The following is a 25,785-nucleotide window of genomic DNA, read 5'->3' as shown; positions in this document are numbered from 1 at the left end:
GGGCGGCTCGCGATCGACCTAGGGACGACGCGCGGGCAGACCGAGGGAGATCGCGACCCGGCTGCGGCCGGGCGCCGCCGGTACCGCGCAAGACGCCGCCTCGCGCGCATCCCACGCGTCGCCGGAGCGCGTCCGCTCGATCTCGACGGGAGTCTCCGATGGGACGTCGGCCGTGAGGTAGGCGGGCGCCGCGGCGGTGACCGTCGCCGTCACGAGGTCGCCGGGCCTCGGCCGCGCCGACCCGGCAGGCAGGCCGACGTGCACCAGCCGATTGTCGCGAGCGCGACCCGTGATGCGGCTGGTCGCTCCGTCCTTGCGTCCGTCGCCCGCGCCGACGAGCACCTCGACCTCCGACCCGACGAGCGCCCGGTTACCGGCCCACGACAGCCCGTCCTGCAGCGTGGTCAGCCGCTCGTACCGCTCCTGCACGACCGTCTTCGGCACCTGCGCGCCCATCGTCGCGGCCGGCGTGCCGGGGCGCGGCGAGTACTGGAAGGTGAACGCGGAGGCGAAGCCCGCCTGCTCGACGACCCGCAGGGTGTCCTCGAAGTCGGCATCGGTCTCCCCGGGGAAGCCGACGATCAGGTCGGTCGTGATCGCCGCGTCCGGCAGCCGATCGCGCACGCGGTCGAGGATCCGGAGGAACCTGGACGACCGGTAGGAACGACGCATCGCCGCGAGCACGCGGTCGGAACCCGACTGCAGCGGCATGTGCAACTGCGGCATCACCGTGGGCGTCTCGGCCATGGCATCGACGACGTCGTCGGTGAAGGCGGCGGGGTGCGGGCTGGTGAAGCGCACCCGGCGGATGCCTGTGACTCCCCCGGTGGCCCGCAGCAGCGAGCCGAACGCGTACCGGTCGCCGAAGCCGACCCCGTAGGAGTTGACGTTCTGGCCGAGCAGCGTGACCTCGATGACGCCGTCGGCGACGAGCGCCTGCACCTCGGCCAGTACGTCGCCCGGGCGGCGGTCCTGCTCCTTGCCGCGGAGCGCGGGCACGATGCAGAACGTGCAGGTGTTGTTGCAGCCGACCGACACCGACACCCAACCGCTGGCGGTAGAGTCCCGCCGGGCGGGCAGGGTCGACGGGAAGACGTCGAGGGACTCCAGGATCTCCAGCTCGGCACGCCCGTTGTGTCGAGCGCGGTCGAGCAGCGCCGGCAGCGACCCCATGTTGTGGGTACCGAAGACGACGTCGACCCAGGGCGCCTTCTGCAGGATGACGTGCCGGTCCTTCTGCGCCAGGCAGCCGCCAACCGCGATCTGCATGCCCGCGTGCTCACGTTTGATCGAGGCCAAATGTCCGAGGTTGCCGTAGAGCCGGTTGTCGGCGTTCTCGCGGACGGCACAGGTGTTGATCACGACGACATCCGCGTGCTCGCCCACACCGACCCTCACGTAACCGGCGGCTTCAAGCGAACCCGCCAGCCGCTCCGAATCGTGCACGTTCATCTGGCAGCCGTAGGTGCGCACTTCGTAGGTGCGGCCCGTCGCTCCGGCTTCGATCGTCGCGGGTGCCGTCAGCGTCATGACAGCAGTGTAGGAAGCGGCTGGGCGAGCGCGATCAGACCGACCCGCGGGCCCGCTCCAGGGCCAACCGGGCGGCGGCACGCACGGTCGACCCGCCGTACCCCTTGCGCGCCAGGAACGCAGCCAGGCGCCGTTCGGCGACCTCGGGCTGCAGGCTGACGAGCCGCCTGGCCCGGTCGTCGGCCACGTCCTGCAGGCGGTCCTGCACCGTGGACTCATCGTCGGCGTGCTGCAGCAGGACCGCGTCGATCATCGCCTGCGGGATGCGTCTCGCACGCAGGGCGGGCCGGATGGCGGCGTCGCCCAGGCCCTTCCGCTCGCGCAGGGTCTGCACCAGCCGTGCGGCCAGGGCGGCGTCGTCGACCAGACCCACCGCGGTCACGCGCTGGAGCTCGGCGTCGATGTCGGCCTGGTCGAGGCCGCGCGCAGCGAGCCGGGTGCGCAGTTCTGCCTCCGACACGTCGCGGGTACTGATGGCGGACATGCTGACGTGCTCCGCGCGTCGGCTGCCCCGGCTGGGGTGACTTGCGGCGGGGTCATCATCGATGGAACGGGGTCCGCCGAGGTCGAGACCGGGTACCGCCCAGCCGGGCCCGGTGGCGTCGAGCCCGGCGCCGTCGAGCGCAGTGTCCTCGGGCGTCGTCTCCTCGTGGGTCGGGCCGCCGGCGCCGGTCTGCCGCGGCGAGCCGACCGCGCCGAACGATGGCCCGTGACCGTCGCCCGGAGGAGCGGACCGGGGCTCAGACCCGGGGAAGTACCGCAGCTCGCCCATGCCGATCCCGCTCAGGCGCCGATGGTGCGGCGCGCCTGCAGCTTGTCCTGGATGGAGTCGACGGGGGCCGCGGCAGCCGCTTCGGCCGCGACCGCAGCCTTGCCTGCCGCACCGATACCGAGCTTGTCGAGGATCTTGCGCTCGATGTCACCGGCGATGTCGGGGTTCTTCAGCAGGAAGTCGCGGGCCTTCTCTTTGCCCTGACCCAGCTGGTCGCCGTCGTAGGTGTACCAGGCCCCGGACTTCTTGACGATGCCGTGCTCGACACCGAAATCGATCAGGCTGCCCTCGCGCGAGATACCGACCCCGTAGAGGATGTCGAACTCGGCCTGCTTGAACGGCGGCGCCATCTTGTTCTTGACCACCTTGACCCGCGTGCGGTTGCCCACCGCCTCGGTGCCGTCCTTCAGGGTCTCGATGCGCCGGATGTCGAGCCGGACCGACGCGTAGAACTTGAGGGCCTTGCCACCCGCGGTCGTCTCGGGGCTGCCGAAGAACACGCCGATCTTCTCGCGGAGCTGGTTGATGAAGATCATGGTCGTGTGGGTCTGGTTGAGGCCACCCGTCAGCTTTCTGAGCGCCTGCGACATGAGCCGAGCCTGCAGCCCGACGTGGCTGTCACCCATCTCGCCCTCGATCTCGGCACGGGGCACGAGCGCTGCGACCGAGTCAATGACGAGCAGGTCGATGGAGCCGGAGCGGATCAGCATGTCCGCGATCTCGAGCGCCTGCTCCCCCGTGTCGGGCTGCGAGACGAGCAGGGCATCGATATCGACGCCGAGCTTTCTGGCGTACTCGGGGTCGAGCGCGTGCTCCGCGTCGATAAAGGCGGCGATACCGCCGGCCCGCTGCGCGTTCGCGATCGCATGCAGCGTGAGGGTGGTCTTGCCGGAGGATTCCGGGCCGTAGATCTCGACGATGCGGCCACGCGGTAGACCGCCGATGCCGAGCGCGACGTCGAGCGCGATGGAACCCGTGGGGATGACCTCGACGGGAGCGCGCTCGTCGCTGCCGAGCCGCATCACCGACCCCTTGCCGAACTGGCGGTCGATCTGGGCAAGAGCGGTCTCGAGGGCCTTCTCGCGATCGGTGGTGGATGGCATCGGTCTCTCCTCATGTTCTCGACAGGGCTGGCGGTGCAGCTGCCCGCGTGTTCGTCCGGCGGTATCCCCGTCAGGAGAACTGTACGAACCGCCTCCGACAGTCCATGGCCGTCGCGGCAGTCCGAGCAGAACTCGAAACCAAGAGCACCTGGGGAGGAGGCTACGCCGCCTAGAACAGGACTTCGAGTGACACGCCGACCGACTTCGGCGGGCTGCGAGGTGCTTTCGAGTTCATCCGCGCGACGCCGCGGGTCTGCCCCGGCCATGCCAGCGCTCACGCGGCACATCGTTGGCCCGGCACAGCGCTATCCACACGTCGCTCGTCGACACACCCTGCGCCAGAGCGGCGGTGGCGGTGCGGCCGTCGAGTTCGTCGACGACCAACTCGTTCACGAGCACCCGCCCCTGAACAGGTCCGAACTCGTCGTCGACAGCGCGTCGGAACTCACTGATCTTCACCGGCTACCGCCAGCAATCGATTCGCATCGGATGAATGCGAACGAGCTCAGTGCGCCACCAGGTCGATGCGACGATCGTCGGATCCGCGACTGCCGAACCGCTCGCCGAAGTCGGCGGGCAGCGTGTCGGGGACCTCGATGGACTCGAGGACCGCGAGCCGGTCGCCCACCTCGCGCATGATCACCGAGACGGGCGTCTCGAGCGCGTCGGCGACCGACGCGAGGATCTCGCTGGACGCCTCTTTCTGACCACGCTCGACCTCGCTGAGATACCCGAGCGCGACGCTAGCGCGGCTGGCGACCTGACGCAGGGTACGGCCCTTCTGCAGGCGGAAATCCCGAAGCACATCACCGAGCTCTTGCCGAACCAGAACCATGTCCCCTCCTTCGAGTCACTCGTCGTCCAACGCGTTCGCCTACAGGTATTGGCCTATCGGGTATTCGTCTGTCACTTACTCGCCGGTCGATCGGTTCGTCAGGCGGTATTCGTCGCCACGCGACCGGCGGCTTGGCCGGATGTGCGGGATCGACACCCTACAGTGCGGTGCCGAGATCAACGGTACGTGTGCCATGCGACATCCCGTCCGAGGACCACCAGGTGTAACGGAACCGAAACGTCGCATATTCCGGGATCCGCACGCGTCGGACCGGAGCGTTGGCCCGTCCGGCCGGGTCGAGCACCCGGATCATGGCCGATCGAGCGCCTGGGTCAGGGCGTCCAGGGCCAGGGCCACGGCATCGTGCCGCACCCGGTCGCGGTCGCCCTCGAACCGGCTCGAGAGGACCAGGACCGTCCCGGCCACCGCCGCAGCGACGAACACGGTGCCGGGCGGCTGCCCGTCCTGGGGGTCGGGCCCGGCGACACCGGTGGTGGCGAGGCCCACGTCGGCGGAGCGGCCGTCGACCGCGACCGCGGCCCGCACCCCCTCGGCCATCTGCTCGGCGACCTGCGGATGCACGGCGCCCTCCCGGGCCAGCAGCCGGGCGTCGACACCCAGCAGGCTGTGCTTGACCGGTGTGGCATAGGCGACCACCGCACCGAGCAGGACGCGGGAGGCACCGGGCACCGAGACGAACGCGTCCGCCAGCAGCCCGCCGGTCAGCGACTCCGCCACCGCCAGGGTCCGCCCGTCGGCCGCCAGCCGCTCCAGCAGCGCCGCCGCGCGATCGACCGACGCCCCATCTGTCGACGCCGCCCAACCCTCCGGCGTCATCGGTTCTGCCGGCGGTCGTCGACCAGGTACTGCACGCCGGTGACCAGGGTGACTGCGAAGGCCGCGGCCATGAATACGGTGTTGACCCAGTTCATCCACAGTCCGAGCAGGTGCGGGAACGGCGCGAGGGCGAGCGCGATCGCGACCGACTGCAGCACCGTCTTCAGCTTGCCGCCGCGCGAGGCGGGGATGACGCGCTTCGAGAGCACGGCGAACCGGTACACGGTGATCCCGATCTCGCGCACCAGGATCAGGCCCGTCACCCACCACGGCAGCTCCACGAGCACCGAGAGCACGACGAGCGCTGCGCCGGTGAGCGCCTTGTCGGCGACCGGATCGAGGATCTTGCCGAGATCGGTGACCAGGTTGCGGCTGCGGGCCAGATGACCGTCCAGGCTGTCGGTGGAGATCGCGACGACGAACAGCGCCGTCGCGAGCCAGCGCAGCCCCCCTCCGTCCGCCCCGGCGAGCAGTACCAGCACGAAGACCGGCACGAGCACGATCCGTGCCAGCGAGATCAGGTTCGGCACGCTCCACGTGCTCACCGGTCCGTCGCCGGCGCGGAGCATCCGCGCTCTGGTCGCCCCCGAAGTGCTCATGCCTGCAGGGTACGACCGCGCACGCCGCCGCGACGCAGGCCGCGCTTCTGACCGGATCCGCGACATCTGAGACCCGAGCGCCGAGACGGCCCTCGGTGAGCTGGCCGCGCGGGGGCCAGAAATGGCCCCCGCCCTGAGCGGCCACTCGCGCGCGAGGTCGATCGTCGCGGATCGAGGCAGACGGGGTCAGTCGCGGCCGGTCAGGGCCCAGGCGTCCTCGGAGTCCGCGTCCGGATCGTCGAGGTCGTCGTGGTAGTTGCGCGTCGGAGCGGTGGCTGACGTGGGGCCACCGAGGCCCGCCGACGCCCCAGGGCCGGCAGCGCCGTTCGCCGGCATGCCGCGGATTGCGGCCAGCGTCTCGGCGAGGCGGTCGGCCGGCACCAGCACGTCGCGCGCCTTCGATCCCTCCGACGGGCCCACGATGTCGCGCGACTCCATCAGATCCATCAACCGGCCGGCCTTGGCGAAGCCCACCCGCAGCTTGCGCTGCAGCATCGACGTGGATCCGAACTGGGTCGTCACCACCTGCTCCACCGCGGCGAGCAGCAGCTCCAGGTCATCGCCGATGTCGCCGTCGATCTCCTTCTTCGGCGCGACCTCGGCCACGTCCTCGCGGTAGTCGGGACGCGCCTGCTTGGTCACGTGCTCCACGACGCGGGCGATCTCGGCCTCGCTGACCCAGGCGCCCTGCACCCGCACCGGCTTGGAGGTGCCCATCGGCAGGAAGAGGCCGTCGCCCTGCCCGATCAGCTTGTCGGCGCCCGGCTGGTCCAGGATCACGCGGCTGTCGGTGACGCTCGTCACCGCGAACGCCAGGCGGCTGGGCACGTTCGCCTTGATGAGGCCGGTGACCACATCGACGCTCGGCCGCTGCGTGGCGAGTACCAGGTGGATGCCGGAGGCGCGCGCCAGCTGGGTGATGCGCACGATCGAGTCCTCGACGTCGCGCGGGGCGACCATCATCAGGTCCGCCAACTCGTCGACGACGATCAGCAGGTAGGGGTACGGCGCCAGGCGCCGGGAGGAGCCGGCGGGCAGCACGATCTCGTTGTTGACCACGGCCCGGTTGAAGTCGTCCACGTGACGGAAGCCGAACGACTCCAGGTCGTCGTACCGCATGTCCATCTCTTTGACGACCCACTGCAGCGCCTCCGCCGCCTTCTTGGGGTTCGTGATGATGGGCGTGATCAGGTGCGGCACGCCCTGGTAGGCGGTCAACTCGACCCGCTTGGGGTCGATCAGCACCATGCGCACCTCGCTCGGCTTGGCGCGCATCAAGAGGCTCGTGACCATGGAGTTGACGAAGCTGGACTTGCCGGAACCGGTCGACCCGGCGACGAGCAGGTGGGGCATCTTGGCCAGGTTCGCCACGACGTGGCCGCCCTCGACGTCCTTGCCGACGCCGATCGTCATCGGGTGCAGGCTCTTCGTCGCCGCCTGGGAGCGCAGCACGTCGCCGAGGGAGACGATCTCACGGTCGGCGTTCGGGATCTCGACTCCGATCGCGCTCTTGCCGGGGATGGGCGAGAGGATGCGCACCTCGTTCGAGGCGACGGCGTAGGAGAGGTTCTTCGCGAGCGCCGTGACCTTCTCCACCTTGACGCCCGGCCCCAGCTCCACCTCGTAGCGGGTGACGGTCGGGCCGCGGGAGAAGTCGACGACCCGGGCGTCCACCTTGAACTGGGCCAGCACGCTGGTGATCGCGGCGACGATCGCCGCGTTCGCCTCGGTCTTCGCCTTCGGCGGGCTGCCCGCGGCGAGGGCGGAGGCGGGCGGTAGCCGGTATACGTGGCCGGCGCTGCCCGGGGCGGGCGCCGGGACGGGGTTGGGGTCGGGGTCGGGCTCGGGCTCGGTCTCCGGTGGGAGCTCGGCGGCGGCCGGCGAGCCAGCCGGGATGGCCAGGGAGACCGTCGCGTCGGCGGCCTGCGGATCCGGCTCGCGCAGCAGATCCTGCAGCAGGTCGATGCCGAACTCCTCGGAGTCGGCGCGCGCGACGAGCAGACCGTCGCCGTGACCCTCGTCGCCGTCGGCGCCGTGGCCCGCTGCGTCGCTCGCGGCATCGTCGCCCGCGTTCAGGATCGGACTGTCGTAGGCGGGGTCGACCCGCTTGGCCTTGCCGAACCGCCACCACGGTACGTGCTCGCCCGTCACCGGATCGGTGACCGCGCTCGCGAGCCCCGTGCCTTGCAGGGCGGCGGTGTGCAGGTCGTCGCCGACCGCGTCCACCACGGTCGTGTCGGCCCCGGTCTTCGTGGTGCCGGTCTTCTCATCGGTGCCGGGCTTCGCGCCGGTGCCGGCCTTCGCGCCGGCGGCCTCCGGAGGGTCGCTCCGGTCGGGGGCTTCGGCGCCGAACAGGTAGCGGTACAGCTGCGCGAGCCGGGCGGGCAGCCGGTTCGGCGGTGTGCGGGTCAGGATGAAGAGACTGAGCACCAGCAAGACGACCGATACCGACACGGCGAGCGTGGTGGTGCCGATGGCGGTCAGCGGTTCCGCCAGCAGCCAGCCGAGAATCCCGCCGCCGGCGGCCAGCGCCGCGACGCCGGAGTCCGGCTGCGGACTGCGCGCGAGCACCTGGGCGATCGCGGCGCACGAGACGACGAGCATCGTGCTGCCGACCAGGATGCGGCCGTTGTCGTGCACCGACGCGGGGTGCCGGAACAGCCAGAACGCCAGCAGTACCAGGAAGACCGGCAGGCCGAGGGCGATCCGGCCGACCAGGGCGCCGACCGTGAGCTGCTCGACGATGTGCGCGGTCGGCTCGGTGCGCAGGAACCACTCGAAGACGCTGCCGGCGACCGCCAGCAGCAGCAGCATGAACGGGACGCCGTCGCGTCGCTGGTCCCGCTCCAGCGTCTCGGGGCCGAAGGCACGGAACGCGCCGCCGGCGACATGCGCGAGGGCGAGCCACACGCGGGCGATGAGCGGCGGCCGCTCCGGGCGGACCGGGTAGGCGCGGGTGCGCGACGGGGGCCGGCCGGCGCCGCGCGTGGCGGGTGGCTTGCCGCGTGCCGGCGCGGCCTTGGCGCGCGTCGCCGTTCCGGCGCTCCGCATCGCGGACGCGCCCGTGCGGGCACGGCTGTTCCCCCTGGTGCTCCCAGCCATGCGGTCAGGCTAGGTGCCGGGCGCGGAAGCGCCCGCGACCACCGCACCCCGCATCCGGGGGTGGCCCGTCGTGACTCCCCGCGAAGAATTCAGGCGATCGCGAGAAACGCAGGCAGAATCCGCCGATCTGCACCTTCGTTACTCGAAATCGCCTGAATTCTTCGGCGGAGGGATGGCGCAGGCAGACCGAGGAAGGCAGGGCGCGCGCGGCGTCAGCGCAGCGTCTTGACCATCGTGTCGGAGTCCTTCCCGGAGTCGACGGTCGTGAAGCCCTCGGTGATGTAGAGCCGCTGCGCGAAGTTGGCGCGCTCGACCGAGAGGCTGATGCGCTGGTACCCGCGCTGCGCCGCGAGCGCGCACGCCGCGCGCAGCAGGGCGCGGCCGACGCCCTGGGCACGCCAGATCGGCTTGACCCCGAGCGTCAACTCCGGGACACCGTTGTCCACCCAGCCGTAGCCCGCTTCGTGCTCCGGCAGCACCCGGAACCAGCAGGCGCCGATCGGCTCGCCCTGCCCTCCTCGGACCGGGCCCGCCCGGGCCGCTGTGCATCCGGTCAGGCGCTGACGACGACCGGGACGATCATCGGACGGCGACGGTGCTGCGTATTGACCCAGCGGCCGACGGTGCGCCGGACGACCTGGCTGTACCCGTGCAGGTCGGCGGTGCCGCCGCGCGACGCCTCGGACAGCGCGGCGATGATCTGAGGTCGGACGGTGTCGAAGACGCGCTGGTCCTCGGCGAAGCCGCGGGCCTGGATCTCGGGCCCCACGATCACGCGGCCGGTCTGCACGTCGAGGGCGACGAAGATGGAGATGAAGCCCTCCTCGGCCATCGTGCGACGGTCCTTGAGGTCGGCGTCCGTGATCTCGCCGACGCTCGATCCGTCCACATAGACGAAGCCGAGGTCGAGCTGGCCGACGACCCGGGCCTCGCCCTCGACCAGGTCGATCACCGTGCCGTTGTCGGCGATCACCACACGGTCGGCGGGCACACCGGTGTCCGTGGCGATCTTGGCGTTGGCGACCAGGTGCCGCACCTCGCCGTGCACCGGCATCGCGCCGCGCGGCTTCAGGATGTTGTAGCAGTACATGAGCTCGCCGGCGGCGGCGTGGCCGGAGACGTGCACCTTGGCATTGCCCTTGTGCACCACGGTCGCGCCGAGCTTGGTCAGCCCGTTGATCACGCGGTACACCGCGTTCTCGTTGCCGGGGATCAGGCTGGAGGCCAGGATCACGGTGTCGCCCTGGCCGACCTCGATGGAGTGCTCCAGGTTGGCCATTCGCGACAGCACGGCCATCGGCTCGCCCTGCGACCCTGTGGACATGTAGAGCACGTCGCGGTCGGGCAGGTTGGCCGCCTTCTTCGCGTCGACGACGACGCCGTCCGGCACCCTGAGGTAGCCGAGGTCGGCGGCGATGCCCATGTTGCGCACCATGCTGCGGCCGATGAACGCCACCTTGCGGCCGTGGGCCGCTGCGGCGTCGAGCACCTGCTGCACCCGGTGCACATGGCTGGAGAAGCTGGCGACGATGACCCGACGCGGGGCGCGGGCGATCACGTCGTCGAGCACCGGCCCGATCGAGCGCTCCAGCGCGGTGAAGCCGGGCACGTCGGCGTTGGTGGAGTCGCAGAGGAACAGGTCGACACCCTCCTCCCCCAACCGCGCGAAGGCCCTGAGGTCGGTCAGCCGGCCGTCGAGCGGCAGCTGGTCCATCTTGAAGTCGCCGGTGTGCAGCACGGTGCCGGCGCTCGTTCGGATGGCGACCGCCAGCGCGTCGGGGATGGAGTGGTTGACCGCCACGAACTCCAGGTCGAAGGGACCGAGGTGCTCCTTCTGTCCCTCCTTCACCGTCAAGGTGTACGGCTTGATGCGATGCTCCTGCAGCTTGGCCTCGACCAGCGCGAGGGTCAGGCCCGAGCCGAGCAGTGGGATGTCGCGCCGCAGGCGCAGCAGGTAGGGCACGGCGCCGATGTGATCCTCGTGTCCGTGGGTCAGCACGACGCCCAGCACGTCGTCGAGCCGGTCTCGGATCGGCGCGAAGTCGGGCAGGATCAGGTCGACGCCGGGCTGCTCCGTCTCGGGGAAGAGCACCCCCGCATCGACGATCAGCAGCTTGCCGTCGATCTCGAAGACGGTCATGTTGCGGCCGATCTCGCCCAGGCCGCCGAGCGGCACGATGCGGAGTACGCCGGGTCGGAGCGCCACGGGCTCACGGAGTTCGGTGCGCATCAGCGGGTGGTCCCGGCGACCTTGGGCAGCGCGCCGCCCGCGGCCGCGTTGCGGTCGGGCCGGAAGTTCTTCAGATCCAACCCGGCCACACCGCGCACCTTCGTCAACTCGTCTTCGATCACGGCGGCCTCCGCCTCCTCAGGTCCCACGAGCGGCAGACGCACCCGGGGACTGCCGATGCGGCCGAGGCCGTGCAGCACGTACTTGGTGGCGACCGTACCCGGCACGTGCGTCATCACGGCGCGCACGAGGGGCTCCAGCAGCCGATGTTGGTCGGTGGCAGCGGCCAGGTCGCCCCGGTTCACCGCATCGACGATGATGCGGTACGGCGCCGCGGCGATGTTCGCGGTGACCCCGATCAGGCCGGAGGCGCCGATCGCCAGGTGGGGCAGCACGTTGGCGTCGTCGCCGGAGAAGTAGAGCAGGTCGGTGGCGTTCAGCACGCGGCTGACCTCGCTGAAGTCGCCTTTGGCGTCCTTCACAGCGACGATGTTGGGGTGCTGGGCGGCCCGCAGCAGGGTCTCGTACCGGATGGGGACGCCGGTCCGGCCGGGGATGTCGTACAGGATCACGGGCAGGTCGGTGGCGTCGGCGACCATGCGGAAGTGGGTCAGGATGCCGGCCTGGGTGGGCTTGTTGTAGTACGGAGTGACGATCATCACGCCGTCGGCACCGACGGCCGCGGACTTCTTGTACAGCTCGATCGCGTGAGCGGTCTCGTTGGAGCCGCCCCCCTGCACCACCCGTGCCCGACCGGCCGCCACCTCGCGGGCCACCTGCACCAGGCGCACCTTCTCGGGGTCGGTCAGTGTGCTGGTCTCCCCCGTGGTGCCGGACACGACCACGCCGTCGGCACCCGCGCTGACGACGGCGTCGATGTGTCGCTCGACGCCGCTCCAGTCCACCTCGCCGTCGGCGGTCATGGGGGTGACCAGAGCGACGAGCACCTGGCCGAAGGGGTTCTGCAGCACCGCGCAAGCCTACGGGGCGGTCGGGAGCGCGCTCCCGCCCGCCCCCGCCCGCGGCGCGGCCGGACTTAGGGCGCGACGCGCCCGTTCTTGGTGAACGCGGCCGCCGTCAGGGGCATCAACCGCTGCCAGTGCTGCTCCATCGCCTGCGCGCACAGCTCGATCTCGCGCTGGGGGAAGGAGGGGAAGGCGGAGTCCTCGTGCGTGGTGCGCAGGGAGAGGAAGTTCATCAGGGCGCGGGCGTTCATGGTCACGTACATCGACGAGTAGAGGTTGAGCGGCAGCACGATGCGGGCCACCTCGCGGGCCACGCCGGCGTCGAGCAGAGTGCGGTAGGCCGCGTACGCGGCGACGCTCTGCTGTCGCACCGCGGAGTCGACCAGCTCGTGCTGCTCGGCGGTGCCTGGCAGGAAGTGGTAGGCGCCGGGCTTGCCCTGCTGCACCAGCGCCCGCTCGGGACCGGGGAGGTAGAACACGGGCCGCAGCTCGCGATACCGGCCCGACTCCTCGTTGTAGGAAGCGACCCGGTGCCGCATGAACTCGCGGAACACGAAGATGGGCGCGGCCACGTAGAAGGTCATGGCGGTGTGCTCGAACGGCGACCCGTGCCGGTCCCGCATCAGGTAGTTGATGAGGCCGGCGTCGCGCTTCTCGGCGACGGCTTCGTCGCCCGCCTGCGCCGCCTGCAGGGTCTGCTCGCCCTGCGTGGAGACCCGCGCGGCGAACAGGACGTCGCTGTCGGAGGCGCTGGCACGCACCAGCTCGACGGTCATCTCGGAGACGAAGACGGGTTCCTCGGACGGCACGGCGACGACCCTACCCACCGGGTCGGACCTCGGCCGGTCACCCGGGCGGACGGCCGGGCGGACACCCGGGCTGGTCTGGATGCGGCGGGCGGCACGTCCCCGCCGACGGTGCGGGGCCACCCGGCTACGCTCGATCCGTGGCGCAGCCGAAGCGGGTCCCGGTCCCCTCCGCCGGTGCCGCGCCCCGCTCCTCCCGCAGCGCCCCGGCCGTCACGCCGGCGCCGGTCCCGAAGCCGATCGTCCGGCAGCCGATCCATCCGGGTAGCCACCTGCGGGTGCTGCTTGCGGGCGGCTCGGGCATGATCGGCACCGAGTTGCAGGCCCAGCTGCGGGCCGCCGGCCACACCGTGCAGCTGCTGGTGCGCCGCCCGCCCCGCGCGGAGAACGAGTTCAGCTGGGCGCCGGACGCCAAGATCCTGGACTTCCGGCTGATGGAGAGCGTGGACGCGGTCGTCAACCTCTCCGGCGCCACCCTGAACCACGTGCCGTGGACGACCGGGTACAAGGCGCAGATCCTGCGATCCCGGGTCAAGGCCACGCAGGCACTGGTCGAGGCGATGGCCATGGCCGCGTCGCCGCCCCCGGTCTTCCTGTCCGGGTCGGCGGTCGGCTTCTACGGCGATCGGCCGGGCGTGCGGCTGACGGAGCAGGCCGACCGCGGTGCCGGTTTCCTGGCCGATGTCGTGGAGGCGTGGGAGTATGCGGCCACGCTCGCCCCGCCCCGCACGCGCACCGTGCTGCTGCGCACCGGGGTCGTCATCGGCGCGGGTGGTGCGCTTCGACCCCTGCGCCTCAGCACCGCCCTGGGCCTCGGTGCCCGCATCGGATCCGGCGGGCAGCACTGGCCGTGGATCAGCCTGCACGACGAGGCGGCGGCCATCGTGCACCTGCTCACCAGTTCCGTCGAGGGCCCGGTCAACCTGGTCGGCCCGACTCCGGCGACGGCACTGCGCATCACGACCCGCATCGCGACCGACATGCATCGGCCGCACGTGTTCCGCATCCCGGAACGCGTCATCGAACTCGCGGCGGGCGACCTGGGGCGGGAGCTGCTGCTGCCGAGCCAGAAGGTGGTGCCCGAGAAGCTGCTGGCCGACGGCTTCGAGTTCCGCGAGCAGACCTCCGACGACGCCATCGACCTGGCCCAGGCCCACTGAGACACGCGGAGGCCGGCCCGATCGACGCCTCCTCCGGTCCCGTCAGCAGGACCACGTCCCGACGACAGGTCGGTGGTCGACCAGCAGCCTGCTTTCGGGACCCTGACCTGCTGTCGTGCTGGGGTTCTGGCAGGTGGGCGCAGGGTCAGGTGGGCGCAGGGTCAGGTGGGCTGGCGGGCGGTGCGGATGGCCTGGCGCACGGCCTGGCGGGCGCGGCGGCGGTCGCCGCTTCCGTCGTAGGCGATGCCGAGCCGCAGCCAGACCCGCCAGTCCTCGGGCGCCGCGGTGGCCGCAACCCGGTAGCGCTCGAAGACCGCATCCGCGGCACTGCGGTCGACGCGGCCGCTCGGCCGCCTGGGCAGGTCGTCGTCGGGCAGCCCGTGCTCGGCCGAGAGGCGCCGAATGAGGGCCTGGGACCGGACGCCGAAGAGCAGCTCCTGCACCAGCAGGTAGGCGCCGATCAGCGGCAGCACCAGCAGGGCGATGCCGATCGCCACTCCGATCGCGGTACCGGTGCCGAGGAACTGCACGGCGCGCACGCCGACGAGCACCAGGTAGAGGGCGAGGAGCGCGGCCATCAGCAGCGCGCCGCTCGCAGCCCGCATCAGCCGACGGGGCCGGCGGGCCCCGCGGCCGGCTGAGCTGCGGGTTCGGCGGCGGGCTCAGTGGCAGGCCCAGCAGCAGACCCAGTGGTGGATCCGGCGCGTGGGACCAGCAGCGATTCCAGGCCGACGGTCACCCCGGTCAGCGTGGGCAGCGCGGCCAGGGCGAGCCGGATGCCGGCGGTGTAAGCGTCGGGCGACGAGGTCTCATGCCGGATCGTCAGCACCTCGCCCCGACCGCCGAACAGCACCTCCTGCCGGGCCAGCAGACCGGCGAGCCGCACGGAGTGGACCGGGATGCTGCCGACCTGCTGCCCGCGCGCACGCTGATCCGTGTGGGGTGCAACGACCGGTCCCAGCTCGCCGCGGGCCGTGGCGATGCGCTCGGCCGTGGCGACGGCCGTTCCCGACGGCGAATCGGTCTTGCCGGGGTGATGTGCCTCGACGATCTCGACGGAGTCGAACCAGCGGGCGGCCTGCTCCGCGAAAATACCCGACAGCACCGCGCCGAGTGCGAAATTCGGGACCACCAGCACGGCCGGCGACCGATCGGTCCGTCCCGCCCGCAGCGTGCGCAGCCGCTCCTCCGACCATCCGCTGGTGCCGACGAGTATCGGGCGGCCGACCGCCATGGCGGCCGTGACGACCGTGGGCGAGTGCTGCGGCGCGGTCACGTCGACCACCAGATCCGCCTCAGCCAGCGCGGCCAGATCATCGCCGCGGTGCAGCGTCGGACCGAGCTGGAGCGCCGGGTCGGCCTGCACGATGCCGCTGATCAGCCGCCCCATGCGTCCGGTCGCGCCGACGACGGCGACAATCCTGGACATGGTGGGGAGCCTATCCGGCGCGACCCGTACGCTCTTCGGCGTGCGCTTCGCGGCAGTCTCCCCGGCGGACCCGGCCACGGCCGCCCTGGTGGAGCAGTACTTCGCGGAGCGCAGCGCCGGCTTCCCGGTCGTCGGCGGCTATCACGCCGCCCTTCCGGATCCCGCGCTGTTCGAGCCGCCCGCCGGGGTCTTCCTGCGCCTGGACGACGACCACGGCGCGCCGATCGGGTGCGGCGGGGTGCGGCGGATCGACCCCGACGGTATCGGCGAGCGTCTGGAGGTCAAGCACCTGTACCTGATACCGCCAGCGCGCGGTGCGGGCCTCGGCGGCGCACTGCTCGACGAGCTGGAGCGGCGGGCGATCGAGCTGGGCGCCCGCACCGTGGTCCTGGACACGAACTCGGCGCTGACCGCGGCAGGCGGGCTCTACCGCAGTCGCGGCTACGAACACGTCGCGCCGTACAACGACAACCCGAACGCCACCGATTGGTACGCCAAGCGCGTGTGAACGGTTGCTCTGCCTGCCGCCGGCCCACCTGCCGCCCGGATCCGCCCCACCCGATCGCTCAGACCGGCAGCGTCTCGGGCAGGCCGGTGCGAAGTTCGAACGGCAGATGCGCCAGGTCGTTGTGCACGAGCAGCACCGGCGGCTTGGCGGAGCGCACCCGCAGGATCGTCAGCCCGCAGTGCGCCTGGTTGAGCCCGAGCCACCGCCAGTCGGGGGCATCGAACACCTGACGGACGAACCAGGCGATCACGAAGTTGTGCGTGACGATCAGATCGTGGCGTTCGCCGCCGCCGGGTGAGAAGAACTCGGCGACCGCATCGGCCATCTGTGCACGACCGGCATCGATCTCGGCCGCGCTGACGGAGTGGAACCAGGTGGCGAACGCGGGCGGCAGGTCGCTGCTCGGTCCCGAGGGGACGCAGTCGAACAGGAGTGCGGAGGCGCGAGGCTGCACGGCTGGCAGCTTGCGGTGCAGGAGCGCGGCGGTCTGGGTGGCGCTGGTGCTCGGCGCGTGCCAGGCGGCGGTGAAGGGGACGCCGCCGATCCGCTCGGCGAGCAGCTCCGCCTGGCGGATGCCTCGCGGCGAGAGGGGGCCGTCGGCGACCCCGTGCTGCGCATCCTGGTGCTCGCCGTGACGCACGAGATAGAGGTACTGCGACATGGCAGCCGAACCCTACCCGGTGGCGATCGGCGGGGCCGAGGGGTTGCGGCCGGAGTCGGGGCCGGAGTCAGGGGCGAGAGTCGGAGCGGGAGGCTCGCAGCGATCGACGCGGGTCGCGGAGGGCGACACCCGGACTGGGGGTCGACTCGCGGCGAGGACACACAGACCTGTCTGTCCTCGGGGCCGATAGGCTCGGGCCGTGGCGATCGACACTCCCCAGGCACCGCCACGGCGACCCTCGAACGCCAAGGTGCGGTTGCTGCAGGTCGCGGACGAGCTGTTCTACTCGGATGGCATCAACTCCGTCGGCATCGATCGCATCATCGCCGAGGCCGGCGTCACCAAGGCCACCTTCTACAAGCAGTACGGCTCCAAGGACACCCTGATCCTGGAGTACATCGCGGGTCGCGATCAGCAGATCCGGTCTGCCCTCGTCGACCTGACGGCGTCGGCACCGCGGCCGCAGGACGTGCTCGCCGCGCTCGTGGACGCGGTCGTGGCCGATACCGCACGCACCAACTTCCGCGGGGACCCCTTCATCAACGCGTCGGCCGAGTTCGCACGGCCGGACCACCCGGTGCGGCAGGCGGTCGCCGAGCATCGGGATTGGTTCACGGGGTTTCTGGAGGACCAGTTGCGCCGCAGCGGCCACCCGCAACCGGGCGCGGCCGCCGACGAGTTCTACGTCCTGCGAGACGGCGCGATGGCGGGGGCGTATTCGGGCGATGTGATCGCGGCGACCAGCGCATTCGTGCGCGGTGCCAGCCGCATCCTGAGCGAGGCGGGCGTCGAATCGCGATCCGCGGACGCCGATGAGGCGCCGTTCGACTGAGCCCGGGCTGTCCCGGTCGGGCCGGTCAGGTCCAGCTGATCAGGTCGAGGCGCGGTCGAGCGCCTGCACCTCCGCGCGGGTCAGGTGGACGCCTGCCGCCGCGAGGACCTGTGCGACATCGGTCTGGCTCGTGACAGAGGTGATGGGTGCGATGACGCCGGGCCGAGTGGCCAGCCAGGCGAGCGCGATGGTCGCGGAAGCTTCGCGGCGCCGGCGGGCGATGGTCCGCACGGCGGCGAGCACGCGAGCGCCTCGCCGGCCGCCGCCCGCGGCGATCCGCTCGGCTCGCGCCGGGTCGAGGTCTCGCAGCCGGCGCATCTGCGCGCGGGTGACGACCAGGTCGGCGAGCAGTCCCCCCGCGAGCGGCGATCTGGGCAGGGCGGACAGGTGCTGGGCGAGCAGCATCGGCGCGACCCGCCGTTCGTAATCGACCCGCCGCAGCAGGTTGTAGCGGGGTTCGGCGGCGACGAACACGGTGAGCCCGTGCTGGGCGGCGGTGATACGGGCTTCGATGAGCCGGTCGAGGGCGTAGTCGCCGGCGGCCAGGTAGCGGACGGCACCGGAGACGACCAGCGCATCGGCGGCGGTCAGGGTCTCCTCGAGCGGTGTGGTGCGGTCGTCATGGTGCAGGGTGAGCAGGTCGATGGTGTCGACGCCCATGCGGGTGCGCATGCCGTCGACTGCGGACCGCAGCGCCGCGGCGGAGAGCCCTCCTTCGGCGTGAGCACCGACACGCGCCAGCAGTACGGTCCGGTCGCGCAGCTTCCGTTCGCGGAGCCATCGGCCGACGAGTTCGGGCGCTCGGGGGTCGCTGCTGCTGACGTCGACGGCGTTGCCGCCGGCGGCGGCGTACTGGTCGAGCAGGCTCCGCACGTCCCGGTCGGAGTCCTGAGCGGCGAAGGCACCGGTGCCGAGGATGACGGGGTGGACGGCGAGGGCGGTGTCGCCGATACGGCGGTACCGGAACGGCGGTGCGGCCTCGTCGAGCAGTTCGCGGGTGTCCTGGTCGGCGAGGGCCTGTTCGGCGTTCCGGACCACAGCGAGGGCCGCATCGATGACGGACGCCCGGCTCCGCCGCGGCCGGAGCGCGTCGGGCGGCAGGGATTCGGGCTCATCGGCGTACTGCACGGCCCCTCCGCCCCTACGGAACCCGAAGCGTACCGAGCCGCCCCCTCCCCTCCGCCCCGACCCGCGCACAACCCCCGAAGGACGGTCGGAGAGCGACGGGCCAGAACGCCAATAGAAAGTGCAAGAACACGCGGCGCCCCGCAAGCCGACCTACGAAGCGGGAGCCGGTGCGACTTGTTCGCGCCGGTGGACTACCCACGACTCGTGCCGCCGAAGCGGCGGCACGACAATAAGCAGAGACGGCTGCTGCGAAGAACCCGTGAAATGCGCAGCAGCCGCCCTGCTATCCCCGAAGAGATGTCACTCGCCCCCCAGCGGGTGACTCATGTCGACCGGGTCCTCCCACAGACCGTGACGGGTGCAGAGCACTCGTCCCCCTCGGTCGACGTGTTCTGAGAATATGCCATGAGTCAGCGGCCGAGACAGCACCATTTCGGGGGCTGCACCAGGTGATTCGCGCGTCCCGGTCGGCTGTTCGCGGGCGGCGTGGGCTCAGTGGGCTTCGTCGAGGAATCGGAGCTGCTGCTCGCTGAGGACGAGGTCGGCGGCGGGGAGCAGGTCGAGCAGTTCGGCGCCGTCGCGCGCGTCGACGATGGGTGCGGCGACCATCGGCTTGGCGAGGATCCAGGCGAGGGCGACGCGGGCCGGGGTGGTGCCGAGGTCCCAGGCTGTGTCGCGCAGGGCGGAGAGCACCCGTTCGCCGCGCCGGCCGTAGCGGTGCACCTGTTCGCCGGGCTGCGCGGTGGATGCGGTGGTGCCGTCGCCGCGCAGGTAGCCGCCCGCGAGGGGCAGCATGATGAGGGCGCCCAGGTCGTTCGCGAGGGCGACCGGTGCGATGTCCGTCTCGTAGGGTTCACGGTCGAGCAGGTTGAACTCGGTGAGCACGGTGGAGACGCTCGGCAGGTCGAGGCGGCGTGCGATGCGGATGGCCTCGCGCAGCCGGACGGCGGTGAAGCCGCAGACGGCCAGGTGGCCGACAGCCCCTTCGGCGATGAGTTCGGCGACGGCGGTGATGCTCTCCTCGAGCGGCACGCTGGGGTCGTCGCCTTCGAAGCTGAGCAGGTCGATGGTGTCGACCCGCAGCCGTGAGCGGGAGGCGGCGACGGACCGGCGCAAGGCGGTGGCGGAGAGGCCGGGGGCGTCGGGGTGTCGGCCCACCTTGGTGGCGATGACGAGGGTGTCGCGGGCGTCGTGGCGCTGCAACCACGAGCCGATCATCGCCTCGCTGCGGCCGCCGGCGTAGTGGTCGGCGGTACTGATCAGGTTGCCGCCCGCATCGACGAAGGCGTCGAGCACCTGCGCCGCAGCGGACGCGTCGGCCGTCCGCCCGAACAGGCTGCCGTTGATGGCCACCGGGTACACGGCCATGCCGGTGTTCCCGACCCGTCGTGAGACGGGGTTGTGGGCCAGATCGGTCATGGACGTCCTTCCACCTCTTCCTGAGAATCAGCAGTATGCCATGGCGGCAGGACACCCCTGGATGGGTTGTGCCCGGTGCCCCGCAGTCCCATACACAGCAGTGCGGCGGCGACCCGAAGGCCGCCGCCGCATGGCTGTTTCCGTGTGGACCGCTCAGACCGCGACGGGCTCCACGGTGCTCGATGTACCGACCGCCGACTCGTCGACGACGGGCGCGAGCGAGAGCTTGCCCCGGTCATCGACCTTGGTGATCTCGACCTGGATCTTCTGGCCGACGACGAGCACGTCGTCGACGTTCTCGACCCGCTTGCCGCCGGCGAGCTTGCGCACCTCACTGATGTGCAGCAGGCCGTCCCGGCCGGGCAGCAGGGAGACGAACGCGCCGAACGCCGCGATCTTGACGACGGTGCCGAGGAACCGCTCGCCGATCTCGGGGTTGTGCGGGTTCGCGATCGCGTTGACCGCGCTGCGCGCCGCCTCCGCGCTCGGGCCGTCGACGGCGCCGATGTAGACGGTGCCGTCCTCCTCGATGGAGATATCGGCGCCCGTGTCGTCCTGGATCGAGTTGATCGTCTTGCCCTTGGGGCCGATCAGCTCGCCGATCTTGTCGACGGGGATCTGCACGCTGATGACGCGCGGCGCGGTGGGCGCCATCTCGTCGGGTCCGCCGATGGCCTGGGTGAGCACGTCCAGGATGGTGAGGCGTGCGTCGCGGGCCTGCTTCAGCGCGGCGTCGAGCACGGACGACGGGATGCCGTCCAGCTTGGTGTCGAGCTGGATCGCCGTGACGAAATCGGCGGTGCCGGCGACCTTGAAGTCCATGTCGCCGAGCGCGTCCTCGGCGCCCAGGATGTCCGTCAGGGTCGCGTACCGGGTCTCACCGTCGACGGTGTCGGAGACGAGGCCCATCGCGATGCCGGCGACGGGCGCCTTCAGCGGCACGCCGGCGTTCAGCAGCGACAGCGTGGAGGCGCAGACCGAGCCCATCGAGGTGGAGCCGTTGGAGCTGAGGGCCTCGGAGACCTGTCGGATCGCGTAGGGGAACTCCTCACGCGACGGCAGCACCGGCACGAGCGCGCGCTCGGCCAGGAAGCCGTGCCCGATCTCGCGCCGCTTCGGCGACCCCACCCGACCGGTCTCGCCGGTGGAGTAGGGCGGGAAGTTGTAGTGGTGCAGGTAGCGCTTCTTCTTGACCGGCGACAGCGAGTCGATCTGCTGCTCCATCTTCAGCATGTTCAGCGTGGTGACGCCCAGGATCTGGGTTTCGCCACGCTGGAAGACGGCGGAGCCGTGCACGCGCGGGATGACCGCGACCTCGGCGTCGAGCGGGCGGATGTCCGTCAGCCCGCGGCCGTCGATGCGCACCCCGTCGGCCAGGACGCGTCCGCGGACGACCTTCTTGGTGACGGACTTCAGCGCGCCGGATACCTGGCCGAGCGCTGACTCCGGCAGCTCGCCCGCGGCGACCTTGGCCGCGACGGCCTCCTTGGCCTTCGCGCGCACGGCGTCGTCGGCGTTCTGCCGCTCGACCTTGTCCGCGATCCGGTAGACGCTCTGCAGCTCGGTCAGCGACACGGCCTCGACGGCGGCGTAGACCTCGGGGCTGTAGGGCGGGAACACCGGGTACTCCCGGGTCTCCTTCGCGGCCTGCGCCGCGAGCTTCGCCTGGGCCTCCACCAGCTGCCGCAGGAACGGCTTGGAAGCCTCGAGGCCTTGGGCGACGACGTCCTCGGACGGCTTGGTGCCGCCGGCGCGGATCAGGTCGAACGCGTGCTCGGTGGCCTCGGCCTCGACCATCATGATCGCGACGTCCTCGGCCCCTGTGGAGTCCGTGACGACGCGGCCAGCGACGGTCAGGTCGAAGACGGCCTCGGCGAGCTGGTCGACGTTCGGGAACGCGATCCACTGGCTGCCGACGAGCGCGAGGCGCACGCCGGCGATGGGACCGGAGAACGGCACGCCGGAGAGCTGGCTGGAGGCGCTGGCGGCGTTGATCGCGAGGGCGTCGTAGAACTCGCCGGGCGCGATCGAGAGCACCGTGATGACGATCTGGACCTCGTTGCGCAGGCCCTCGACGAACGACGGGCGCAGGGGGCGGTCGATCAGGCGGCAGACCAGGATCGCCTCGGTGGAGGGGCGGCCCTCGCGGCGGAAGAACGAGCCGGGGATCTTGCCGGCGGCGTACGAGCGCTCCTCCACGTCGACGGTCAGCGGGAAGAAGTCGAACTGCTCCTTCGGGTGCTTGCCGATGCTGGTTGCGGACAGCAGCATCGTCTCCTCGTCGAGGTAGGCGGCGACACTGCCCTGCGCCTGCTGGGCGAGGCGGCCGGCTTCGAATCGGATGGTGCGCGTGCCGTATCGACCGTTGTCGAGAACGGCCTCGGCGGACTTGATTTCAGGACCTTCCAAGAGGTGCTGTCTCCTTCACTGATGTGCGAAGAAGCAGACGGTGCTGCAGGAAGGAGCGTGGCAAGCCGCTGGCGGCCGGCACGTGTGCGTGGCGGCGCCGGGGCGGCTTCTGGCCATCAGTAGAAGAGCGCGGGATCCGGTTCTGCCCGGCTCCGAAGTCCACCACTAACGACCAGCTTCCCGCCGGTCTGCTCCATGTTCACGTGCGCGTCGCGCCCATGACCTCCGCAGCCTACCAGTGCACCCCTGTCAGGAGCCGAGTCCCTCGTCCGGGACGACGCGCCCACGGTCGCGCACGCAAGGAAGCACCCAACCTTCGACACGCCGTTGAAGGTTTGCGTCCCCGAATTCGCGCTCGATCCTCCTTACCTTGGCGTGCCCGGCCGAGCGAAGGATCCCGCGTGTCCACTCCCCTGAAGTCCCTGTCGCGTCGAAGGCGTCTCGCTGCCGCGCTCGTCATCGGGCTGCTGCTCGCACTGCTGCCGGTCCTGCCCGCCTCGGCCACGCCGCCGAGCCCCAATCCACTTCCGCTGAACTGCCGCGATGCGAGCGTGTCGTGGGACGCGAAGGTACCGCTGTCTCCAGGGCAGCAATTCACCGTCGCCGGGTCGGGCTGCAACCGGATCCACATCGACAGCGGCGCGATCAACGCCAACGGCGCCGTCATCACCCCGAATGGCACTCCGGACGCGGTGGGGAACTGGACCAACATCGTCGCTTCAGCGGACGCGGACTTCACCGTCTATCGCCTGATCGGCGGCAACGTGGTGAGCTCGAGCCGCTTTCAGGTCACCATCGTGCCGCCGCTCGCCGACCCGAGCGGCTCGCTGCTGTCGACGAACACCGTCACCATCGGCGCCGCACCCGACGTCTTCACGGCAGGAGCCGCCTCAAGCGGGAGCACGTTCGGCGAGCACTTCCTGAACGAAAACCCGAACTGCGGGATCATTCCCGGTGACCACGTGTACACGGCGCTGACCGTGTACATCTCTCAACCGGGGAACTTCACGTTCCGGACGATCTCGACCTCGCCGACATCACCCAATCTCGATCTGTCCCTGCCCATCACTCCGATCGCCGACCCGTTCCTCGCGGTGTACGGCACCTACGACCCGGCGCAGCCCGACCAGAACGTCGTGGGCTGCAACGACGACTACGACAATGTGAACCAGGTCACCAACTCGGCCCGACTCGCTGACGGCACGGTCGTGGAGGGCCACTTCCCCGCGTTCACTTCGACGCTGCAGCCCGGCATTCACACACTCGTGCTGTCGACGTGGGACACCATCTCGGCAGCGGACTGGCAATCCGGATCCCTCGGAGGCTTCCCCGGCACCTTCACTCCGGGGCCGGAGAGTGCGACCTACCAGCTCTGGGGACCGACCGCATCCCTCGCGGTCGTGACCCCGCCGTCCATCACTTCACCCGCGCCGAGCGGGACCATTGCGGGCGCCACGGGCTTCTCACACACCAACACCGCGACGAGCGTCGGCCCGACCACCTGGTCGATCTCGGGCGGCAGCCTGCCCCCCGGACTCGCACTCGACCCATCCACCGGAATCATCTCGGGCAGCCCCACCACTGCAGGCGCCTACAACTACGCCGTCACCGTGACCAACGCCGTCGGCAGCGACTCCGCCTCCTACAGCCAGACCGTCACCGCGACGGCGCCGACCATCACCTCGCCCGCACCGACGGCTTCGATCACGGCGGGGGCACCCTTCGCGCACACCGTCACGAGCCGAGGCACGGGTACGCGGACCTACTCCGTCTCCAGCGGCGCCCTGCCCACCGGGCTCGTGCTCGACCCGGCGACCGGGATCATCTCCGGCACCCCGACGACTGCCGGAACCTTCACCTACGCGGTCACCGCGACCAGCACCGCCGGCAGCGACTCCGCAACCTACACGCAGGTCGTCTCCGCGACGCCGGTCGTCTCGAACCCGCCGGTCGCCTCGGGCGGCCCTTCTCCCATCAGCACCCCGCTCCCATCCGCGGCGCCCCCGTCCTCGGCGCCCGGGCCAGGCCGACCGGTCATCAGCCACCCCAGCCAGGGTTCGCCGTTCGCGCTGTCGGTGCCTGGAGTGGGCAGCGGCCCCACGACCTGGACCATCACCGCCGGAACCCTCCCGGCCGGACTCGCGCTCGACTCCACGACCGGAATCATCTCCGGCACACCGACCGTCTCCGGTGACTCCACCGTCACGGTGACCGTGCGGAGCGCGACGGCATCCGCATCGACGGAGTACGTCTTCAGAGTCGCTGCCGTCACGTCGAGTGCCGCCCCGAAGATCGCAGCGCACAGCCTGTCGACGTCCCTCGAAGTCGGAACGGCCTACTCGTCCCGAGTCCGTGTAACGGGTGCACCCACTCGCTTCGCGGTCCGCTCCGGCCACCTGCCCGAGGGCCTGAAGCTCGATCCCACGTCGGGGCGGGTCACGGGAACGCCGACGACGGCCGGAACGTTCCACTTCACCATCCGCGCCTCCAACTCGATCGGCCACGACGATCAGGCGTTCAGCCTTCGGGTCGTCGAGGAGGCCGACCGACTTCCGATGGTCAGCGGATGAGCCCTGGCGTCGCGCGGCGACGGGCGGCGGTGTTCGTCGGGACTGCGGTCGTCATGATCGCCGCAGTGGCGATCGTCCTGACGATGCTGGTGAACGGTGCGGGCACGGCGGCTGTGCCGTCCGCCGTCGGTGCGCGCGCCGAGGCGCTGGCCGCGAAGCCGATCCAACCGCTCTCGGCTGCACGCATCCGTGCACTGTCCGAGGCGAAGTACGACGCCGTCATTCCCGGGCTGGTCGCCTATCGAGCGTCTCGTGTCCCGGCGGCGGCGACACGCGCCTACAGTCTGCGCGCGGACGCCGCCCTGTACGACGCGGTGAACGGCCGACCGGTGGCCCGGTTCGCCGCGCGCAACTTCCTCGGAGAACCGACCGTCGTGGTGCCGGTCGAATTCGACGGGCGGTGGGCCCTGGTGCTGACACCGAGCCGGAACTCCCTGCCGTCCGACACCGAGGGGTCCGCACCAGCGCAGACCGCCGCGTGGATCGCTCGTTCCGACCTGATCCCGCGCACGGTGCTGCGCGATCGGATCGTGATCTCGGTGTCGAAGCAACAGCTCTCCGTCGTCGGCTCGAGCGGCACCATCGCCGCGCACTATGCGATCGGGGTGGGTGCGGCGCGGACGCCGACACCGACCGGGGTGGTCGGTTACCTGCAATCCCGCTACCTCGATCCGTCGCAGGGCCAGGCCGACTATCCGATCGAGTTGACCTCGCTCCATGCGACCGCGTCGGACGAACCCTATGAGGGACACGATGGCGGATTGATCGGCATGCACCACCACTCGGACACACACGGCGCGGTGTCCCGCGGCTGCCTCCGCCTTCCCGGCGCAGCGCTCGACACGATCGCGAAGCTTCCCCTCGGGACTCCGGTCCTCATGACCAGCTGA

Annotated in this window: 23 protein-coding genes; 5 read left to right on the top strand and 18 right to left on the bottom strand. The window is 70.9% G+C overall.

Annotation, left to right across the window (positions count from 1 at the left end; all coding sequences use genetic code 11):
• Window positions 1–18 precede the first annotated feature (18 nt).
• The 12 genes from miaB to thyX all read right to left on the bottom strand — a co-directional run bounded on the left by miaB (window position 19) and on the right by thyX (window position 12,749).
• Entirely contained in the window at window positions 19–1,530 is a 1,512-nt protein-coding gene (gene miaB / locus ACFE7H_RS02740) for a tRNA (N6-isopentenyl adenosine(37)-C2)-methylthiotransferase MiaB (RefSeq protein WP_375399652.1), read from the bottom strand.
• A gap of 34 nt (window positions 1,531–1,564) precedes the next feature.
• Window positions 1,565–2,302 (bottom strand): regulatory protein RecX, encoded by a 738-nt coding sequence (locus ACFE7H_RS02735; RefSeq protein ID WP_375399651.1) that lies wholly within the window; start codon window positions 2,300–2,302, stop codon window positions 1,565–1,567.
• Window positions 2,303–2,313: 11 nt separating this feature from the next.
• Window positions 2,314–3,405, bottom strand: coding sequence for a recombinase RecA (gene recA / locus ACFE7H_RS02730; protein WP_375399650.1), 1,092 nt, complete (start codon window positions 3,403–3,405; stop codon window positions 2,314–2,316).
• Between the two features lie 231 nt (window positions 3,406–3,636).
• Window positions 3,637–3,864 (bottom strand): DUF3046 domain-containing protein, encoded by a 228-nt coding sequence (locus tag ACFE7H_RS02725; protein ID WP_375399649.1) that lies wholly within the window; start codon window positions 3,862–3,864, stop codon window positions 3,637–3,639.
• A gap of 46 nt (window positions 3,865–3,910) precedes the next feature.
• Window positions 3,911–4,240 carry a helix-turn-helix domain-containing protein gene (locus ACFE7H_RS02720; protein WP_375399648.1) on the bottom strand — a complete coding sequence of 110 codons (330 nt, stop codon included), beginning with the start codon at window positions 4,238–4,240 and terminating at the stop codon, window positions 3,911–3,913.
• Between the two features lie 309 nt (window positions 4,241–4,549).
• On the bottom strand, window positions 4,550–5,077 hold the full coding sequence (locus ACFE7H_RS02715) for a CinA family protein (RefSeq protein WP_375399647.1): 528 nt from the start codon (window positions 5,075–5,077) through the stop codon (window positions 4,550–4,552).
• On the bottom strand, window positions 5,074–5,676 hold the full coding sequence (pgsA, locus tag ACFE7H_RS02710; RefSeq protein ID WP_375399646.1) for a CDP-diacylglycerol--glycerol-3-phosphate 3-phosphatidyltransferase: 603 nt from the start codon (window positions 5,674–5,676) through the stop codon (window positions 5,074–5,076). Before pgsA ends, ACFE7H_RS02715 begins: the two co-directional genes overlap by 4 nt.
• A gap of 186 nt (window positions 5,677–5,862) precedes the next feature.
• Complete coding sequence (locus ACFE7H_RS02705) at window positions 5,863–8,778, bottom strand: DNA translocase FtsK (RefSeq protein WP_375399645.1); 2,916 nt, start codon at window positions 8,776–8,778, stop codon at window positions 5,863–5,865.
• A 212-nt stretch (window positions 8,779–8,990) separates the two neighbouring features.
• Window positions 8,991–9,278: a GNAT family N-acetyltransferase gene (locus ACFE7H_RS02700; RefSeq protein WP_375399701.1), complete on the bottom strand. Its 288-nt coding sequence runs from the start codon at window positions 9,276–9,278 to the stop codon at window positions 8,991–8,993.
• A 53-nt stretch (window positions 9,279–9,331) separates the two neighbouring features.
• Window positions 9,332–11,008: a ribonuclease J gene (locus ACFE7H_RS02695; RefSeq protein ID WP_375399644.1), complete on the bottom strand. Its 1,677-nt coding sequence runs from the start codon at window positions 11,006–11,008 to the stop codon at window positions 9,332–9,334.
• Window positions 11,008–11,979, bottom strand: a complete 972-nt coding sequence (gene dapA, locus ACFE7H_RS02690; RefSeq protein ID WP_375399643.1) for a 4-hydroxy-tetrahydrodipicolinate synthase — start codon at window positions 11,977–11,979, stop codon at window positions 11,008–11,010. Before dapA ends, ACFE7H_RS02695 begins: the two co-directional genes overlap by 1 nt.
• Window positions 11,980–12,044: 65 nt before the next feature.
• Window positions 12,045–12,749, bottom strand: a complete 705-nt coding sequence (gene thyX / locus ACFE7H_RS02685; protein ID WP_375399700.1) for an FAD-dependent thymidylate synthase — start codon at window positions 12,747–12,749, stop codon at window positions 12,045–12,047.
• A gap of 170 nt (window positions 12,750–12,919) precedes the next feature.
• On the opposite strand from thyX, the gene ACFE7H_RS02680 reads away from it, so the two are divergent.
• On the top strand, window positions 12,920–13,939 hold the full coding sequence (locus ACFE7H_RS02680) for a TIGR01777 family oxidoreductase (RefSeq protein WP_375399642.1): 1,020 nt from the start codon (window positions 12,920–12,922) through the stop codon (window positions 13,937–13,939).
• 161 nt (window positions 13,940–14,100) lie between these two features.
• On the opposite strand, the gene ACFE7H_RS02675 is transcribed toward ACFE7H_RS02680, so the two are convergent.
• A complete protein-coding gene (locus tag ACFE7H_RS02675) occupies window positions 14,101–14,544 on the bottom strand; it encodes a hypothetical protein (RefSeq protein ID WP_375399641.1) in 444 nt (147 codons plus the stop codon).
• Window positions 14,544–15,368, bottom strand: coding sequence for a 4-hydroxy-tetrahydrodipicolinate reductase (gene dapB / locus ACFE7H_RS02670; protein ID WP_375399640.1), 825 nt, complete (start codon window positions 15,366–15,368; stop codon window positions 14,544–14,546). The genes ACFE7H_RS02675 and dapB overlap by 1 nt, the downstream gene beginning before the upstream one ends.
• 40 nt (window positions 15,369–15,408) lie before the next feature.
• Between dapB and ACFE7H_RS02665 the strand changes: the two genes are divergently transcribed.
• On the top strand, window positions 15,409–15,876 hold the full coding sequence (locus ACFE7H_RS02665; protein ID WP_375399639.1) for a GNAT family N-acetyltransferase: 468 nt from the start codon (window positions 15,409–15,411) through the stop codon (window positions 15,874–15,876).
• A 58-nt stretch (window positions 15,877–15,934) separates the two neighbouring features.
• On the opposite strand, the gene ACFE7H_RS02660 is transcribed toward ACFE7H_RS02665, so the two are convergent.
• Window positions 15,935–16,537: a histidine phosphatase family protein gene (locus ACFE7H_RS02660; RefSeq protein WP_375399638.1), complete on the bottom strand. Its 603-nt coding sequence runs from the start codon at window positions 16,535–16,537 to the stop codon at window positions 15,935–15,937.
• A 199-nt stretch (window positions 16,538–16,736) separates the two neighbouring features.
• Here ACFE7H_RS02660 and ACFE7H_RS02655 point away from each other — a divergent pair, with 199 nt between their 5' ends.
• Window positions 16,737–17,369: a TetR/AcrR family transcriptional regulator gene (locus ACFE7H_RS02655; RefSeq protein ID WP_375399637.1), complete on the top strand. Its 633-nt coding sequence runs from the start codon at window positions 16,737–16,739 to the stop codon at window positions 17,367–17,369.
• Window positions 17,370–17,408: 39 nt separating this feature from the next.
• On the opposite strand, the gene ACFE7H_RS02650 is transcribed toward ACFE7H_RS02655, so the two are convergent.
• From ACFE7H_RS02650 to ACFE7H_RS02640, 3 genes are all read right to left on the bottom strand, one after another.
• Window positions 17,409–18,497 carry an aldo/keto reductase gene (locus ACFE7H_RS02650; RefSeq protein WP_375399636.1) on the bottom strand — a complete coding sequence of 363 codons (1,089 nt, stop codon included), beginning with the start codon at window positions 18,495–18,497 and terminating at the stop codon, window positions 17,409–17,411.
• A gap of 492 nt (window positions 18,498–18,989) precedes the next feature.
• Window positions 18,990–19,916 carry an aldo/keto reductase gene (locus ACFE7H_RS02645; protein ID WP_375399635.1) on the bottom strand — a complete coding sequence of 309 codons (927 nt, stop codon included), beginning with the start codon at window positions 19,914–19,916 and terminating at the stop codon, window positions 18,990–18,992.
• 153 nt (window positions 19,917–20,069) lie between these two features.
• A complete protein-coding gene (locus tag ACFE7H_RS02640; protein ID WP_375399634.1) occupies window positions 20,070–22,325 on the bottom strand; it encodes a polyribonucleotide nucleotidyltransferase in 2,256 nt (751 codons plus the stop codon).
• A 401-nt stretch (window positions 22,326–22,726) separates the two neighbouring features.
• Here ACFE7H_RS02640 and ACFE7H_RS02635 point away from each other — a divergent pair, with 401 nt between their 5' ends.
• Together ACFE7H_RS02635 and ACFE7H_RS02630 are read left to right on the top strand one after the other, a co-directional pair.
• Complete coding sequence (locus tag ACFE7H_RS02635) at window positions 22,727–24,895, top strand: putative Ig domain-containing protein (protein ID WP_375399633.1); 2,169 nt, start codon at window positions 22,727–22,729, stop codon at window positions 24,893–24,895.
• Window positions 24,892–25,785, top strand: coding sequence for a L,D-transpeptidase (locus ACFE7H_RS02630; RefSeq protein WP_375399632.1), 894 nt, complete (start codon window positions 24,892–24,894; stop codon window positions 25,783–25,785). The genes ACFE7H_RS02635 and ACFE7H_RS02630 overlap by 4 nt, the downstream gene beginning before the upstream one ends.

Origin of the sequence: uncultured Amnibacterium sp., from assembly GCF_964250715.1 — a bacterium.
In the GTDB taxonomy this organism is placed as follows: Bacteria; Actinomycetota; Actinomycetes; order Actinomycetales; family Microbacteriaceae; genus Amnibacterium.
The sequence above is the reverse complement of the archived record's forward strand: the minus strand, read 5'-3'. Positions and strand labels throughout refer to the sequence as shown.